The organism is Peribacillus sp. YIM B13472, assembly GCF_042788005.1.
In the GTDB taxonomy this organism is placed as follows: domain Bacteria; phylum Bacillota; class Bacilli; order Bacillales; family DSM-1321; genus Peribacillus; species Peribacillus simplex_E.
On the sequence record NZ_JBHZPG010000036.1, the window covers coordinates 16,155 to 33,529 of the forward strand.

Sequence of the window (17,375 nt, forward strand, 5' to 3'; positions counted from 1 at the left end):
TTAGTGGGTAAGAATTCGGATATCGTCACAGAAAAACTGGTTTTTTGTTGAGTGATGTCAGTAGGTAATGTTTTAATTACGAAAATTCGGCTTAATAGATAATGAAATAGTTCGTTTACATAATTTTTCATTTCCCAGGATATAATAAAATTGTTCGCGATTTTGCCGAATTTCAGATAAAAATATATTGACTACATTTTTAAGTGCTGATATAATTTATTATTTTGTTTGCGTATATTTGTGAATTGTGATATACTTAACTTAGTGAGGTGGACCGAAAATGCCAAAAACTCTAGCTGATATTAAAACTGCACTTGATTCAAACCTAGGTAAAAGATTGCTCTTAAAAGCAAACGGTGGAAGAAGAAAGACTGTAGAACGATTCGGAACTTTGGCGGAAACTTATCCGGCTGTTTTTGTAATTGAGCTCGACCAAGATGAAAATGCGTTTGAAAGAGTATCTTACAGCTATGCGGATGTTTTAACGGAAACCGTAGAACTAACATTTTTAAACAAACAACAAGAGATGTAACTTAGACGAGGCAGCGAACAACTTTGTTTGCTGCTTTTTGTTTTGTATAGAATACCTGTGAGCTCCAATAAAGGCTTAAAAAGGATGTAATGAAATAGCGTATGATGCAAACACTAGGCATGTGACGGCATGTGAAAGGGGTTGCTTCGCTTGAGCAGGAAAAAAGGGATTATGTCAAATGATCTTAAAGAGGAATTGGCTAAAGAACTTGGATTTTACGATGTTGTCCAGAAAGAAGGTTGGGGAGGAATCCGGGCCAGGGACGCAGGGAACATGGTAAAACTTGCTATCGAAAAAGCACAACGTCAATTGGTGAACAAAGAGTAAGATCAAACACTTAATTGCATCATGCCGTCATGTTGAAAGAAGCCGGACTCTTTATACAATGTATAGCTCCATTCATTTTTGCTTACATTGTAGTTAAGGAGTCTGGTTTTTTTATGTATCGGTGAATGCCATATGGAATATGTAGCAAGTCTTTTGGGATGCAGGAAGCAGCTGCTCTCCAATGTGCCTACATGTGTCTATTCTCCTCTAAGGGCCGATCTTAGCTTCATTACATTGAAATTACGATGAAAAAACCTTTAGAATATAAACAAATATGATAGAATAGGACAAGAACTTTTAAGAACGTTAAAGTAGGTGGACATATTGAAGCTTATGGAAAAAGCCCCGGCCAAAATTAATTTGGCTTTGGATGTGCTTTTCAAACGGCCTGATGGGTATCATGAGGTGGAAATGATCATGACGACAGTCGACCTTGCCGATAGAATTGAACTAAAGGAAATAACGGGAAATCATATTCAAATTCTATCCCATAATCGATTTGTTCCGGATGATCATCGGAATTTAGCTTATCAAGCTGCATTTATTCTAAAGGAACGTTTTGGAATCAATAAAGGTGTTTCCATAACTATAGAGAAAAATATACCTGTAGCCGCAGGACTTGCTGGTGGAAGCAGTGATGCCGCAGCTACCTTGAGAGGCTTAAATAGACTGTGGAAGCTTGGTCTTTCCATGGATGAACTTGCGGAAATAGGAGCTGAAATTGGCTCTGATGTTTCATTTTGTGTATATGGAGGAACGGCATTGGCCAGGGGGCGCGGGGAAAAAATCACGCATCTTCCCGCACCGCCAAAATGCTGGGTCATCTTGGCCAAACCGACGATCGGCGTATCGACAGCAGATATATACAAAAGGCTCCAAACTTCAAAAATGGAGCATCCGGATGTACCTGGAATGATTTCGGCTATTATGGAAAACAATTATCACGATGTATGTGAAGGGTTGGGTAATGTTCTGGAACAAGTGACATTGCAGTTATACCCAGAGGTTGCGAACATTAAAGATCAAATGAAGACATTTGGAGCGGATTCGGTCTTAATGAGCGGAAGTGGCCCGACCGTTTTTGGTTTGGTGGAACATGATTCGCGCATGCAAAGAATTTATAATGGACTTCGCGGATTTTGTGATCAAGTCTATGCGGTCCGTTTACTGGGTGATCGAAACCATCTTGAATAGAAACGTACATTAGTGGTATAGTTGCTATATAATATTCGGAATTCACAAAGGGGGTGTCTCAATGAAATTTCGTCGCAGCGAGAGGCTAGTCGATATGACCAATTATTTATTAGAACATCCAGGGGAACTTGTTTCGCTGACTTATTTTGCTGAAAGATATAGTTCGGCAAAATCCTCGATCAGTGAAGATTTGACAATCATCAAAGATACCTTTGAACAACGCGGGATAGGATCTTTAACAACCGTTCCAGGTGCGGCAGGTGGAGTGAAATATATTGTTTCCATCAAGGAAGAAGAAACCAATGCCTTCATTGACGGATTATGCGCTACGATCGCTAGTCCCGAAAGGTTACTTCCTGGCGGTTATCTATATATGACAGACATATTAGGACATCCGCAAACCGTCAATAAGGTTGGAAGGATAATCGCTTCAATGTATGCCAAGAAAAATGTCTCAGTCATCATGACAATGGCAACCAAAGGGATATCATTAGCATACGCCGTGGCAAATTATTTGAATGTTCCAGTTGTCATTGTAAGCAGGAATAATAAAGTAACGGAAGGTTCTACAGTGAGCATCAATTATGTTTCAGGCTCTTCAAAGAGGATCCAGACTATGGTACTCTCTAAGAGAAGCTTGGTTGAGGGTTCGAATGTTTTAATTGTAGACGATTTCATGAAGGCTGGGGGTACCATTAACGGTATGATCAGTCTATTGGATGAATTTAAGGCAACAGTTGCCGGAATTGCGGTGCTGGTCGAATCCGAACATTCGGAGGAGTGCCTTGTCGAGGACTATGTTTCATTAATCAAGTTGACGCAGGTGGTCGAAAGAGACAAGAAAATCAATGTCAGCCGTGGGAATTATTTTAAATAGGAATAGGGGGAATCATTTAATGAAAACGATACATACTGATGAAGCACCGGCAGCGATCGGACCATATTCACAAGGCGTGATCGTGGATAAGTTATTTTTCAGTTCAGGACAGATCCCACTTACTGCGTCTGGTGAGATGGTGACTGGGGATGTAAAGGAACAAACACACCAGGTCTTTAAAAATCTCCAAGCTGTATTGAAAGAAGCTGGGGCTTCATTGGAAACTGTCATTAAGGCTACGGTATTCATTAAAAGTATGGATGATTTCGGTTCGATTAATGAAATATACGGAGAATATTTTTCTGCTCACAAACCTGCTCGCTCTTGTGTAGAGGTTGCTCGCCTTCCTAAAGATGCACTAGTGGAAATAGAAGTAGTAGCGCTCGTTAAATAAACGGGCGTTTTTTTTTATTTTTTAAGGGAATTCGTACTGGGTAATTTTCCTGTAATGTAAGGGTGATTTTTACTGTTTTTGAAAACTAGGCTGAATTTTCTAAAAAAATTACAGATAATAGAAGGAGTTCACGTTTTTTTGTTGAATATGTACTTTAAGTTTTAACAACAACAAAAAGGGATGGTGAGCTTAAATGGAAGTAACTGACGTAAGATTACGCCGTGTGAATACGGATGGTCGTATGAGAGCTATCGCATCAATTACACTGGATAATGAATTTGTGGTTCATGATATTCGTGTGATCGACGGAAACAATGGTTTATTTGTAGCAATGCCAAGTAAACGAACTCCAGATGGAGAATTCCGGGATATCGCTCATCCAATCAATTCCTCGACACGCGGGAAAATTCAAGAAGCTGTCTTGACAGAATATCATCGATTGGGAGAACTTGAAACTGAATTAGAGGAAGCTGGAGCAGGTGCTTCTTAAAATAACCTTACTTTTAAACTTTAAATTTATAATTCGTGCATCTAGAGCCTACTTCATAAGTAGTGCTCTTTTTTATTTATTCATAAACGGATAAGTTTAGAACCTATTCACATTCGGACATTTGCTTTAATTATCTAAATTGTAAAATTAAGGTGATATCTTCAGGGTTTAAGTACCCATCCTTTTTATTTTTTAAACCTTTTTGTTCATCCTGATATTGAAATTCCTGTAAGCGGGATTTGAGGATACCACTTACTCTAACCATCCAATGAGCGAAGATGAATTGAATCGGTAATCTGTTTTAGGAATGGAAGTTAACAAAGGGTGCAGTACTTCCAGATGGCTTGTACATAGGTCTAGCGCGATCATGGCAATGTTTTGGGATAATGGGGCTTGCTAGTGTTATAAAGGGGAGGAGACATGGTTTCTGTATTATGCCGTTAATGAAAATGACATCGACCATGATTTAAAATAATGCTAAAAGGTCCATTAATAACTTTAGTAAGGCTGTCGGAAATCGAACTTTTTTAAAATAATTGATTGACAATTATATGTACTTTTAATTGTTACCTTGAAAAGAATCACTATTTGAGATAATATTTTTAGTGGATAAAAAGGTGAAAATGGAGGCCTGTTATGAGTAATCGCTATGCAATAATATTGGCCGCTGGGCAAGGTACTAGGATGAAATCTAAGCTTTATAAGGTTTTGCACCCTGTTTGCGGGAAACCAATGGTACAACATGTTATCGATCAAGTCAATCAACTTCAAATAGAAGATATTGTTACAGTAATCGGCCATGGAGCTGAAAAAGTACAAGAACAACTTGGTGATTCATGCAAGTATGCCTTACAAGAACAGCAATTAGGTACGGCACATGCTGTAATGCAAGCGGAAAGCGTTTTATCCGTAAAAAGTGGAACGACTCTTGTTATTTGCGGTGATACGCCTCTGATTAAAGCGGAAACGATGAAAGAGCTTATAACCTTGCATGAGCAAAGTCAGGCGAAAGCAACAATCTTAACAGCATATGCAGATAACCCTGCTGGTTATGGAAGGGTCCTTCGCGGTGAAGGCGGTCTTGTAGAAAAAATCGTCGAGCATAAGGATGCCACTGATGAAGAAAGATATGTTAAGGAAATAAATACCGGTACATATTGCTTCGATAATCAAGCATTATTTAGCGCGCTGAAAAAAGTTTCAAATGAAAATGTCCAGGGAGAATATTACTTACCGGATGTCATTGAAATCTTAAAAGAGGAAGGCGAAGTGGTGACAGCCTTCCAATCCAGTGATTTCGAGGAGACATTGGGTGTAAATGACCGAGTGGCTTTATCGCAGGCGGAGCAAATTTTACGGAAACGCATCAATGAAACGCATATGAGGAATGGTGTAACGATCATCGATCCGCTTACTACGTTCATTGAAGCGGATGTGCAAATCGGACAGGATACAGTCATTAACCCTGGGTCATTCATTAAAGGAAAAAGTATTATCGGGCAGGATTGCTTGATTGGCCCGAATACGGAAATCAGTAATTGTGAAATTGGTGATGGAACGGAAGTCCTCCAATCGGTTGTACACGAAAGCAGTATTGGAAGTTTTGTCAAAATCGGTCCATTCGCACATGTTAGACCTCAATCAGATATTAAGGATTCAGTTAAGATCGGTAATTTTGTCGAAATTAAAAAGACCGTTTTTGGCGAAGGAAGCAAGGCCTCTCACTTGAGTTATATTGGAGATGCAGAGGTCGGGGAGAATGTTAATATAGGCTGCGGATCTATTACCGTGAATTACGACGGGAAAAATAAACATTTGACGAAGATTGAAGACAATGTCTTCATAGGCTGCAATTCTAATCTGGTTGCACCCGTGACAGTAGGAGAAGGGGCATATGTAGCTGCTGGGTCAACCATCACGCAAGATGTACCGCAGGAAGCCCTATCCGTTGCCCGGGCTCGCCAAGTTAACAAAGAAGATTATGTCAAGAATTTGAAATTTAATAAATAACCGACGGAGGTCATCATGTCAAATCAGTATTTAGATCCTAATTTAAAAGTATTCTCTTTAAATTCAAACTTCGATTTAGCTCAGGAAATTGCTGCTGCAATCGGTGTTGAACTTGGAAAATGTAGCGTAACAAGTTTCAGTGACGGTGAAGTTCAGATTAATATTGAAGAAAGTATTCGTGGCTGTGACGTTTACGTAATCCAATCAACAAGCCAACCAGTCAATGAAAATTTAATGGAACTTTTAATTATGATCGATGCTCTTAAACGTGCTTCAGCTAAAACGATCAATATTGTAATGCCATATTACGGTTATGCCCGACAAGATCGTAAAGCGCGTGCGCGTGAACCAATTACAGCTAAACTTGTCGCAAATCTTTTAGAAACGGCTGGTGCCCACCGTGTTATCACATTAGATCTTCACGCACCACAAATTCAAGGTTTCTTCGATATTCTGATCGATCACCTTGTTGCTGTTCCGATTTTAGCTGATTTCTTCAAGGAAAAAGATTTAAGTGATATCGTCATCGTTTCCCCAGATCATGGTGGTGTAACACGTGCCCGTAAAATGGCCGATCGCCTAAAAGCACCGATTGCCATTATCGATAAGCGCCGTCCAAGACCGAACGTGGCTGAAGTCATGAACATCATTGGTAATATTGAAGGGAAGACAGCAATACTGATTGATGACATCATCGATACTGCAGGCACTATTACACTAGCAGCCAATGCCCTTGTGGAGAATGGTGCTAAAGCAGTGTATGCTTGTTGTACACACCCAGTCCTTTCAGGTCCTGCCATCGAAAGGATTCAAAATTCAACGATCAAGGAATTGGTCGTGACTAACTCGATTGCCCTATCTGAAGATAAGAAAATCGATAAAATTACTGGACTTTCTGTAGCACCTTTGATTGCAGAGGCAATTATTCGTGTGCATGAGGAACAATCAGTCAGCACATTATTCGATTGATAACAAAATTAGCCAAAACACGGCGGGCCTTCAGGTTCGCCGTGTTTTGGTTTGGAATTTTCAAAAAACATTAAATTCTTAGTTGACAGATATGAATACTAATAATAAAATGGCTATACAATTTCAATTCATATCCATGGAATGAAAACTTGTACTAACGCAAGTTGGTTAACGCCGATCGGACTACCGAAGGCTCCTTTTCACTTACCATTGAACATTAGGCAACTATTTGCCCATTGTCCTTTTGGTGAAGAAAAGGAGCCTTTTATTTTTATATAAATAGTTTAAGAAGGGTGTGCAGAATATGAAGAAAAAACGAAAGATATGGCTGCTGTCCATCTTCAGCATCTTCATGCTGATAGTGAGTGCTTGCGGGCAGGAAAAGAACAGTTCCACAAGTGCTGATGCAAAAGAATCGGATAAGACCATCCGAATCGGTTATCAAAAATTCGGGACATTAAATATTTTAAAATCAAAGGGAGAGCTGGAAACACATTTAAAGGAAGTGGGTTATACAGTCGATTGGACTGAATTCCCTGCAGGACCTCAGCTGCTTGAAGCCTTGAATGTCGGCAGCATTGATTTTGGGCACACAGGGGAGGCACCGCCGATATTTGCACAAGCAGCCAATGCTCCGCTTGTCTATATTGCTAATCAGCCGGCAAACCCATCAGGAGAGGCCATAGTCGTACAAAAGGATTCACCCATTAAAAATGTGAAAGATTTAAAAGGTAAGAAGGTTGGCTTGAATAAAGGTTCCAATGTTCATTACCTATTGGTCAAAGCGTTAGAGGAAGCAGGTCTTACTCTTGATGACATTCAGCCCGTCTACTTGCCACCGGCTGATGCGAGGGCCGCTTTTGAAGGAAACCAAATCGATGCCTGGGTAATATGGGATCCATTTTTATCAGCGGCGGAATTGGAACTTGAAACGAAAACTCTCCGGGATGGAGAAGGACTGGTGGCGAATCGTGAATTCTTTTTGGCAACTGATTCATTTGCCGAGAACGAAGAGGCTTTGAAGATTATCAAAGAAGAACTGATAAAAGTTGATAAATGGATTGAAGAGAACCCAAGGGATGTTGCTGAGTTTCTATCACCGGAAATTGGAATGAGTGTTGAGGCATTGGAAAAAACATTAAATAGAAAAGAATATGGACTTGAGGAGATTTCCAATGGCGTTTTGGATGATCAACAAAAGATTGCCGATACGTTTTACAATCTTAAATTAATCCCAAGCAAGATTAATATTCTGGATGCTTCTGCAAATCTAAAAAAACATTAAGGGGGAAATGAAAATGAAAGTTTTTTGGTTTTTACCATCACACGGGGAAAGTCGCTATTTAGGATCGACAAAGGGAGGGAGGGCAATCACGCTTCCTTATTTAAAACAAATAGCACAGGCGGTCGATCATTTGGGATTTGAAGGAGCGTTGCTTCCGACGGGACGGTCTTGTGAGGATGCGTGGGTAGTGGGTTCTTCATTGATTTCCGCAACGGAAAGAATGAAATTTCTAGTTGCGGTCCGACCAGGTTTGATGTCGCCAACCTTGGCTGCCAGGATGGCTTCGAGCTTCGACCGGCTGTCGAATGGACGTCTCTTGATCAATGTAGTAACTGGAGGGGACCCGGTCGAACTGGCAGGTGATGGCGTATTTCTGAATCATAAGGAACGATATGGGCAAACAGATGAATTTCTTGATATCTGGAGAAAGCAGATGTCCGGGGACAAGGTGGACTTTGAAGGGGAGCACCTAAAGATTGAAGGCGGGGATATCTTGTTGCCACCTGTACAAAAACCGTACCCACCACTCTATTTCGGAGGTTCATCCGACCCGGCCATCGATATATCAGGAAAGCATATTGATGTGTACTTGACTTGGGGTGAACCTCCGGTGCAAGTGGCTGAAAAAATTGAAAAGGTACGTAAAAAGGCAGCGGAATATGGACGTGAGGTCAGGTTTGGCATACGGATGCATGTCATTGTAAGGGAAACGGAAGAAGAAGCTTGGCAGGCAGCGGATGAGCTCATTAAATATGTGGATGACGAAATGATTGAAAATTCACAAAAGATTTTCGGAAGGTTTGATTCAGTGGGCCAAAAGCGGATGTCGCAACTCCATAACGGAAACAGGGATTCACTTGAAATCAGCCCTAACCTTTGGGCAGGTGTAGGTCTAGTGCGCGGGGGCGCCGGTACGGCACTGGTAGGGAGTGCAGAAAATGTTGCTGCCAGAATGAAGGAATATGAAGAAATCGGAATAGAATCCTTTGTTTTATCTGGATACCCTCATCTTGAAGAAGCGTACAGAGTTGCGGAATTATTATTCCCTTTACTCGCTGTTGAACAGCTGGAAAGTCCCGTTTCAAAAGCTACTAGCCCATTTGGGGAAATACTGGCCAATGACCACTACCCTACAAAAGGAAGTGAAAATGAAGATGCAGAAAAAATTAAGCAAAAAGTTCAATAGGCTTCACCTCATATCTTGGCTTGTACCCATTCTCCTTTTGGTAACTTGGCAGCTGCTGTCTTTATGGGGGATTTTGTCGGATCGGATATTGCCTGCCCCGACTGAAGTGTTTCAAGCAGGTGTCGCTTTATTGGGGACAGGTGAACTTATAGATTATATCGGCATCAGTGCTCAGCGTGCCTTCATCGGCTTTTTAATAGGAGGGATCATTGGTTTTGTACTAGGTTTATTAAATGGATTATCATCCATAGCTGAAACCTTATTCGATACCTCGCTTCAGATGTTGCGTAACATTCCGCATTTAGCTTTAATACCGCTGGTGATTTTATGGTTTGGTATAGAAGAAGAAGCGAAAATCTTCCTTGTCGCTTTAGGGGTTCTTTTTCCTATCTATCTAAATACATTTCATGGAGTGAAATCGGTGGATAAGGGATTGATCGAAGCAGCGAGGGTTTATGGGTTAAGTGGTTTTTCTTTATTCTGGAATGTTATTCTCCCTGCCGCCTTTCCATCCATTTTAGTGGGTATCCGCTTCTCTCTTGGAATCATGTGGGTCACATTAATTGTCGCAGAAACAATATCCGCTAATTCCGGAATTGGATATATGGCTATGAATGCCCGGGAATTCATGAGGATGGATATTGTTGTTCTTAGTATTCTCTTATATGCCTTATTGGGAAAAATATCGGACGTTGCGGCCAAAATAATTGAAAAAAGATGCTTAAAGTGGCATCCATCATACCAATGAGGAGGTCATTAATATGAAAAATGGAAATTTGTTGGAGTTGCAGGGTGTAAGAAAGGATTTCGGGGAGTTTGAAGTATTAAAGGGGATGGACCTCACATTTGAAAAAGGGGAATTCGTAGCCATTGTCGGTAAGAGTGGATGTGGAAAGAGCACCTTGCTTCGTCTTGTGGCAGGACTGGAAAAGCCGACGGGCGGGCAGATACTGGTGAATGGAAAGCCATTGAAAGGATTAAATAAATCTTCACGTACGATGTTTCAGGATGGAAGGCTTTTTCCTTGGAAAAAAAACCTTGAAAATATTGGTATAGGCTTGAAAGGGAATTGGAAACCAAATGCCATGGAATTACTGGAGCAAGTGGGCCTTGCAGATCGAGCAAGTGATTGGCCGTCCGTTTTATCCGGTGGGCAAAAGCAAAGGGTTGCATTAGCGAGGGCATTGGTGAACCAACCTGACATTCTCCTCTTGGATGAGCCGTTAGGGGCATTGGATGCTTTGACGAGAATTGGCATGCAAAGGCTGATTGAAGAACTATGGAGGAAAAGGGAATTTACTGCCTTGCTTGTTACACATGATGTTGAAGAAGCCGTAATGCTAGCCGACCGTGTCATATTGATCGAGGAAGGCAAAGTCGTCATGAATAAGGAAATCAATCTGCCGAGGCCACGGAAAAAGGATAGCATTCAATACTCATCACTAGCAGCACAAATCCTTAACCGAGTGATGCAAGTTGAGGGGGAAATGGAAAAAAAAGCGATTCACGCTTGAATTAGAGAAAAAAGATTTTGCGGCGAATACCTATGTTTACCATATGTTTATCCCCTTCTTGGTCCCTTCTGATTTTACCTTTCATGTTTAATGATTCGCCATTTAGGGAAATGTTAAATATAGAGAAACTTGTAATTCATATTCAGGAAGGCGGAGGATGTATGAGTAATATATTAGCTGCAAAAGAACGTACGGATTCAAAACACTCTAATTTAAGGAATTTGAGGGAAAACGGCGAAATCCCTGCGATAGTATATGGCAATAAAAATGACAGTACGGCCATTTCAGTCAATAATATCGAGCTTCAAAAGACAATCAAGGAAATAGGCCGTAATGGAATCATTTCTTTGGAATTGGAAGGTGCGAGTTATAAAGTCATGCTCTCTGAATATCAAAAGGATCCAATAAAGAACTCCATTTATCATGCAGACTTTTTAATTGTAGATATGTCCGCTCAATTACAAGCGCAAGTTCGCATTAACCTTGTCGGTGTTTGTAAAGGCGTGAAAGACGGCGGGGTCCTACAGCAGTCACTTCATGAAGTCACGGTTACGGCTAAACCTAATGACATTCCTGACTCCATCGATGTTGACGTTACCGAACTTCAGGTAGGGGATACAATCTACATATCCGATATCCAAACGAATAAGCAAGTTACAATCGACAATGATGGTGAAGAAGTTGTTGCATCCGTTTTGGCTCCTCGTCAGGAAGAGGAAATAAGTACAGGTGAACAGCAGGATGGCGGTATCCCTGAAAATGAAGAAGGCAGGGAAACCAAAGCATCACCAGAGTCATGATGCCGGGATTAAACAAGTGAATCGTGATATAATAGGCGTAGCTCTTAACGAGTTACGTCTTTTCAATCTCTGGATGCCATCAATTTAAACCGGACCTTTTTTTGTAATGGATTCCTTTAATTGGGATTTTTCCTAATTAGTTCTCCTGTCGCTTGCAGGCCAGCTTGAAATTAGGGTACTATTTTTCTAAGGTCAATGATCTTGGGGAAACTTCGTCCCAGCGTAACTCCCTAAATAACCGTAATGACGGAGTGTGAATCATGAAAATTATTGTAGGGTTAGGGAACCCAGGTAAACAGTATGAAAAAACCCGGCATAACGTCGGATTTGAAGTAATAGATGAGTTATCCAAAAGATGGTCGATTCCACTTGATCAAGCAAAACATAAGGGAATATATGGTGCAGGAATGGTAAAGGGAGAAAAAGTTTTATTGCTTAAACCATTAACCTACATGAATTTGTCAGGAGAATCCATTTCGGCTGTCATGCATTTCTTTAAGGTGGATATCGCGGATGTGGTCATTATATATGATGACCTGGATTTGCCTCCAGGGAAGCTTCGCCTTCGTCAAAAAGGTAGTGCAGGCGGTCATAATGGGATAAAATCTTCAATTGCCCATTTGGGTACGCAAGAATTCAATCGAATCAGAATAGGCATTGGACGCCCGATTGGCCGAATTCCGGTATCTGATTATGTATTGGGGCGCTTTTCGCCTGAAGAATGGGATCATGTCGGGGCAACGATCGAAAAAAGCGCAGCTTCTTGTGAAGCCTGGATGGAAAAGCCATTTATACAGGTCATGAACGAATATAACCAATAAGCAGAGAGTAGATATAAGTAAAGAATAATATCTTCCTGTTTCGCTGAATAAAACCCCTCTATTTGTACATACTAACACTATTACTAAAATAGGGGGTTACCAAATGGCTCTCCATTATCGATGCCGACATTGCGGAACTAAGCTGGGCTCAATCGAGGCACACTCACTGAGTACGGAGCAGTTAGGTTTTAATCAACTTACCGATGAAGAGCGACAAGAGATGATCGTTTATGATTCTGAAGGGGATATGCATGTAAGGGCGATATGTGAAGATTGCCATGAATCGCTGCAAAGAAACCCTGATTTATATGAAAACGATTATATTATTCATTAGCGGGAGAGGGCTTTGGACAAAATCCAAAGCATTTTTCCGTTTGTCTGGAATACCAGGGCACATAAAATTGCCGTTAATAAAGAGGACGCTTGGTGAAATGGCCAAGTTCAAATAAAAGGATTACAAATGGTTTTTCGCACGTTAAAGAGAGGGGGGAAGAAAATGAATGGATTGCAGAACTTGTTCTCCAAACAAGATGATGTTCATTCGTTAATAGCCGGCATCGATGAAGGGCTTAAGGAGCAGATCGTCTCTGGTCTGACAGGTTCCTCGAGATCACTATTGCTGGCTTCCGTATATGAAAAGACGAATAGGCCGATTTTATTAGTTACCCATAATTTATTGCAAGCACAAAAATTCCATGAGGACTTATCCAGTTTCATTCCCGAGGAAGAATTATATATATATCCAGCCAATGAATTGATTGCGGCTGATTTGAGTGTTGCCAGCCCGGAATTAAGGGCCCAACGTGTAGAGGCATTGAACTTTTGGGCGGAGGGAAAGAAAGGGATTGTCATTGCGCCAATTCCCGGGGTGCGTCGTGTGCTTCCTCCGAAGGATATTTGGAAGAGGCATCAGCTTATCTTTAATTTAGGGGAAGATATCGAGCTTGAACCAACGCTTAATAAGTTCATTGCCATGGGTTATAACCGATCTGAAATGGTTGCTTCTCCAGGTGAATTCAGTATCAGGGGCGGTATAATCGATATTTATCCGATCACTGAACCTAATCCAATACGAATTGAATTATTCGATACCGAAATAGATTCAATAAGAACCTTTTCAAGCGAAGATCAGCGATCCATTGAGAAACTCAAGAAAGTGACGATTGGTCCCGTCAGTGAGGCTTTGCTAGAGACGGAGCATATCGAAAGAATCATAACAAGGCTCGAGAGCGGATTAAGTAAAAGCTTGAAGAAACTTAAAGACGAGAAAACCAAGGAACAGCTGGTACAAACGATCAGTTATGAACTTGAACAGCTGAAAATGGGGAATATACCCGACAAAATCTTTAAATACTTAAGTTTAGCGTATGAAGATCCAGCTAGTTTAATAGATTATTTACCGGTAAATGGTTTGGTTTTCTTGGATGAAATCAGTAGAATCCAGGAAATCAATGATTCTTTGGAAAAGGAAGAGGCTGGGTGGTACACGGATCTTTTAAGTCAGGGACAAATTATCCATGACATCAAATTGGCTCATCCCATGCAGGAATTAATAATGAAATCAAGCAGGCCGTTTGTATACCTTTCATTGTTTTTACGGCATGTACCGCATACGAATCCTCAGAATATCCTGAATTTTGCCAGTAAACAAATGCAAAATTTCCATGGACAGATGAATGTGTTCAAAGCTGAATTGGAACGTTGGAAAAAAGGGAAATATACAGTCGTCATACTTGGACAGGATGAAGAACGGGTAAAAAAGCTGCATTCAGTTTTAGCCGATTATGATATAGAGGCCGCAGAACTGTTTAATGCGGACAGCATTCTTCCAGGTAAAGTACAGATTTTACGCGGCAGTCTAAATAGCGGCTTTGAATTACCTATGCAAAAGTTCAGTATCATTACGGAAACGGAATTGTTTAATAAGAAGTCAAAGAAATCATTACGGAGACAGAAACTATCGAATGCGGAGCGAATCAAGAGTTATTCCGAACTGAAGATTGGTGACTATGTCGTTCATGTTAACCACGGTATCGGTAAATACTTGGGCATTGAAACCCTTACGATAAATGGGGTCCATAAAGATTACCTGAATATTCGTTATCAAGCGGATGACAAATTGTATGTTCCTGTCGACCAAATTGATCTTGTCCAAAAATATGTCGGTTCTGAAGGAAAAGAACCGAAGCTTTATAAGCTAGGCGGAACGGAATGGAAACGTGTCAAAAGTAAGGTTCAATCCTCCGTTGAGAACATTGCCGATGATTTAATCAAGTTATACGCAGAAAGGGAAGCGGCAAAGGGCTATGCCTTTTCACCTGATGGTGATATGCAGAGAGAATTCGAAACATCATTCGCTTATAACGAAACGGAAGATCAATTACGTTCCATAGTCGAAATCAAAAAGGATATGGAACGTGAACGGCCGATGGATCGTTTATTATGCGGCGATGTTGGATATGGGAAGACAGAGGTGGCGATCCGGGCCGCTTTTAAAGCCATAATGGATGGCAAGCAGGTTGCATTTCTTGTTCCGACAACAATCCTCGCCCAGCAGCATTATGAGACATTAAGGGAGCGTTTTCAGGATTATCCCATTTCGATTGGTCTTATGAGCCGTTTCCGGACTAAAAAACAGCAAACGGAGACGATTAAAGGATTGAAGGCCGGCACGGTGGATATTGTCGTTGGCACGCATAGGATTTTATCCAAAGATATCGTGTACCGCGATTTGGGATTGCTTATCATTGATGAAGAACAGCGCTTTGGCGTTACACATAAGGAAAAGATCAAACGGTTAAAAACTAATGTGGATGTACTGACTTTGACTGCGACGCCGATTCCGAGGACCCTTCATATGTCCATGTTGGGCGTGAGGGACCTGTCCGTAATCGAAACACCGCCTGAGAACCGGTTCCCGATCCAAACTTATGTCATGGAGTATAATGGCTCGTTGGTAACGGAAGCCATAGAACGGGAATTGGCCAGGGGTGGTCAGGTTTATTTCCTTTACAATCGGGTAGAGGATATAGCAAGAAAAGCAGAAGAAATTTCCATGCTGGTGCCCGATGCCCGTGTCACCTTTGCTCATGGGCAAATGACAGAGCAAGAACTTGAAGCCGTCATGTTCGGCTTTTTAGAAGGCGAATATGATGTTTTGGTAAGTACAACCATTATAGAGACGGGTGTTGATATCCCGAATGTCAATACGCTCATAGTGAATGAAGCGGATAGAATGGGACTTTCACAGCTCTATCAGCTGCGTGGCCGTGTAGGGCGATCCAACCGGGTGGCATATGCATTCTTCACTTATAGGAAAGATAAAGTGTTGACGGAAGTGGCAGAAAAACGTCTTCAATCCATTAAGGAATTTACAGAATTGGGTTCAGGGTTCAAAATCGCGATGCGTGATTTATCCATCAGGGGAGCTGGAAACATACTAGGGGCTCAACAACATGGCTTCATCGATTCAGTTGGTTTTGATCTGTATTCACAAATGTTGAAAGAAGCTGTAGATGCGAAACGTAATGACCAACCAGCTGAAGAAAAGAACACCCTGGAAATTGACGTTGAAGTGGATGCTTATATTCCTGATGCCTACATAATGGATGGACATCAGAAAATAGAAATGTATAAAAGGTTCAGAGGGATTGCTTCGCTTGAAGAAGTGGAAGAATTACAGGATGAAATGATCGATCGTTTCGGAGAATATCCAGAAGAAGTTTCCTATTTATTCATGATTGCCGAAATGAAGGTATATGCTGAAAAGGCCGGAATTGAAAGCATTAAACAATTAAAGCAGGAAATCAGCATTCTCCTTAGGGAAAAGGTCAGCAGCGATGTGGATGGACAAAAGGTGTTCGAGCTGGGATCGAAGTATGGCCGTATGGTTGGCTTCGGCATGGACGGCAATCGAATGAAGCTGGTCCTGCACATAAAAGGTGTAGAACAAAGCAAATGGCTTAATATCTTATTTGAGATGGCCAAGGGTTTACAGTATGTAAAAAAAGAGACGCAAGCCACTAAAAACTAAAATTGGATGATTGTCCTCTTGAAGAAATTTTTTTAGGTACCATGGTAAAAAATTGCAACAAGAAGAAAAATTTTTTCAAAGTGCATAGAACTTACCATTAGAAAAATACTAAGTACAATAGCTGGTGATGATTTTGCTACAAAATGAGGATTTATCAAATCAATTAGATGAAAGTGAGGCAACATTAGATGAAAGCAACTGGTATCGTTCGCCGAATTGATGATTTAGGAAGAGTCGTCATCCCGAAAGAAATCCGCAGGACCCTCCGTATTCGTGAGGGAGATCCACTGGAAATATTTGTGGATAGAGATGGAGAAGTCATCCTAAAGAAATACTCACCTATCAGTGAATTAGGCGATTTTGCAAGGGAATATGCAGAAGCACTTTATGATAGCCTTGGAAACCCAGTTATGATTTGTGACAGGGATACTTACATTGCAGTGGCAGGCGGCTCCAAAAAAGAATACTTAAATAAAAGCGTTAGTGAACTAGTGGAAAAAATCATGGAAGAAAGAAATCCTGTCCTGGAGTCTCCAAACGGACAAATTTCATTCGTTGATTCCAATGATGAAGAGGTCCAATCTTATACTGCAGCTCCGATCATTGCGAGTGGCGACCCGATTGGTGCCGTCTTGATTTTCTCTAAAGATAGTACCATTGGCGAAGTGGAACAGAAATCGGTTGAAACAGCAGCAAGTTTCCTAGCTAGACAAATGGAACAGTAACCTTGGACATGCCATTATAATTTTTAAGGTGGAAAGGGCAGCAATCGCGCTGTCCTTTTTGCTCTTTCTAAAAGGCTAACCGGATGGGGACACACATAAAGAGGCGGAGAATATTCTTCGAGGTGAATATGGAAACTAATTAACAGTATGGCCTGGAATTGAAAAATAACCATTGGAATTATGCTATAATAACTACCACATATGAGTGAAAAGGGGAA

General features: G+C 41.0%; 17 protein-coding genes. All 17 read left to right on the forward strand.

What is annotated here, in order from left to right:
* The first annotated feature begins 280 nt into the window (after window positions 1-280).
* On the forward strand, window positions 281-532 hold the full coding sequence (gene veg / locus ACFX4I_RS21590; RefSeq protein ID WP_034316343.1) for a biofilm formation stimulator Veg: 252 nt from the start codon (window positions 281-283) through the stop codon (window positions 530-532).
* Window positions 533-682: 150 nt separating this feature from the next.
* Entirely contained in the window at window positions 683-859 is a 177-nt protein-coding gene (locus ACFX4I_RS21595) for a small, acid-soluble spore protein, alpha/beta type (RefSeq protein ID WP_034316340.1), read from the forward strand.
* A gap of 324 nt (window positions 860-1,183) precedes the next feature.
* Window positions 1,184-2,053: a 4-(cytidine 5'-diphospho)-2-C-methyl-D-erythritol kinase gene (gene ispE, locus ACFX4I_RS21600; protein WP_230301918.1), complete on the forward strand. Its 870-nt coding sequence runs from the start codon at window positions 1,184-1,186 to the stop codon at window positions 2,051-2,053.
* Window positions 2,054-2,114: 61 nt separating this feature from the next.
* Window positions 2,115-2,930, forward strand: coding sequence for a pur operon repressor (gene purR / locus ACFX4I_RS21605; RefSeq protein ID WP_230301917.1), 816 nt, complete (start codon window positions 2,115-2,117; stop codon window positions 2,928-2,930).
* A 19-nt stretch (window positions 2,931-2,949) separates the two neighbouring features.
* Window positions 2,950-3,324, forward strand: coding sequence for a RidA family protein (locus tag ACFX4I_RS21610; RefSeq protein WP_053537019.1), 375 nt, complete (start codon window positions 2,950-2,952; stop codon window positions 3,322-3,324).
* A gap of 193 nt (window positions 3,325-3,517) precedes the next feature.
* Window positions 3,518-3,814, forward strand: coding sequence for a septation regulator SpoVG (gene spoVG / locus ACFX4I_RS21615; RefSeq protein ID WP_034316332.1), 297 nt, complete (start codon window positions 3,518-3,520; stop codon window positions 3,812-3,814).
* Window positions 3,815-4,450: 636 nt separating this feature from the next.
* Entirely contained in the window at window positions 4,451-5,824 is a 1,374-nt protein-coding gene (glmU, locus tag ACFX4I_RS21620; RefSeq protein ID WP_377422921.1) for a bifunctional UDP-N-acetylglucosamine diphosphorylase/glucosamine-1-phosphate N-acetyltransferase GlmU, read from the forward strand.
* Window positions 5,825-5,839: 15 nt separating this feature from the next.
* The gene (locus ACFX4I_RS21625; protein WP_057276495.1) at window positions 5,840-6,793 is read left to right on the forward strand and encodes a ribose-phosphate diphosphokinase; all 954 of its coding nucleotides are present in this window, start codon (window positions 5,840-5,842) and stop codon (window positions 6,791-6,793) included.
* 304 nt (window positions 6,794-7,097) lie between these two features.
* Window positions 7,098-8,078 (forward strand): sulfonate ABC transporter substrate-binding protein, encoded by a 981-nt coding sequence (locus ACFX4I_RS21630; protein ID WP_377422923.1) that lies wholly within the window; start codon window positions 7,098-7,100, stop codon window positions 8,076-8,078.
* A gap of 13 nt (window positions 8,079-8,091) precedes the next feature.
* Window positions 8,092-9,264 carry an FMNH2-dependent alkanesulfonate monooxygenase gene (gene ssuD, locus ACFX4I_RS21635; RefSeq protein ID WP_230301915.1) on the forward strand — a complete coding sequence of 391 codons (1,173 nt, stop codon included), beginning with the start codon at window positions 8,092-8,094 and terminating at the stop codon, window positions 9,262-9,264.
* Complete coding sequence (gene ssuC, locus ACFX4I_RS21640; protein ID WP_377422924.1) at window positions 9,227-10,012, forward strand: aliphatic sulfonate ABC transporter permease SsuC; 786 nt, start codon at window positions 9,227-9,229, stop codon at window positions 10,010-10,012. The genes ssuD and ssuC overlap by 38 nt, the downstream gene beginning before the upstream one ends.
* Before the next feature lie 13 nt (window positions 10,013-10,025).
* Window positions 10,026-10,778, forward strand: a complete 753-nt coding sequence (locus ACFX4I_RS21645) for an ATP-binding cassette domain-containing protein (protein ID WP_377422926.1) — start codon at window positions 10,026-10,028, stop codon at window positions 10,776-10,778.
* A 161-nt stretch (window positions 10,779-10,939) separates the two neighbouring features.
* Complete coding sequence (locus tag ACFX4I_RS21650) at window positions 10,940-11,578, forward strand: 50S ribosomal protein L25/general stress protein Ctc (protein WP_377422927.1); 639 nt, start codon at window positions 10,940-10,942, stop codon at window positions 11,576-11,578.
* A gap of 260 nt (window positions 11,579-11,838) precedes the next feature.
* Window positions 11,839-12,399: an aminoacyl-tRNA hydrolase gene (gene pth, locus ACFX4I_RS21655; protein WP_098372664.1), complete on the forward strand. Its 561-nt coding sequence runs from the start codon at window positions 11,839-11,841 to the stop codon at window positions 12,397-12,399.
* 103 nt (window positions 12,400-12,502) lie between these two features.
* Window positions 12,503-12,733, forward strand: a complete 231-nt coding sequence (gene fin / locus ACFX4I_RS21660) for an anti-sigma-F factor Fin (RefSeq protein WP_034316319.1) — start codon at window positions 12,503-12,505, stop codon at window positions 12,731-12,733.
* A gap of 162 nt (window positions 12,734-12,895) precedes the next feature.
* On the forward strand, window positions 12,896-16,432 hold the full coding sequence (gene mfd / locus ACFX4I_RS21665; RefSeq protein WP_283932459.1) for a transcription-repair coupling factor: 3,537 nt from the start codon (window positions 12,896-12,898) through the stop codon (window positions 16,430-16,432).
* Window positions 16,433-16,620: 188 nt separating this feature from the next.
* Complete coding sequence (gene spoVT / locus ACFX4I_RS21670; RefSeq protein ID WP_063235918.1) at window positions 16,621-17,157, forward strand: stage V sporulation protein T; 537 nt, start codon at window positions 16,621-16,623, stop codon at window positions 17,155-17,157.
* The last annotated feature ends 218 nt before the right edge of the window (window positions 17,158-17,375 follow it).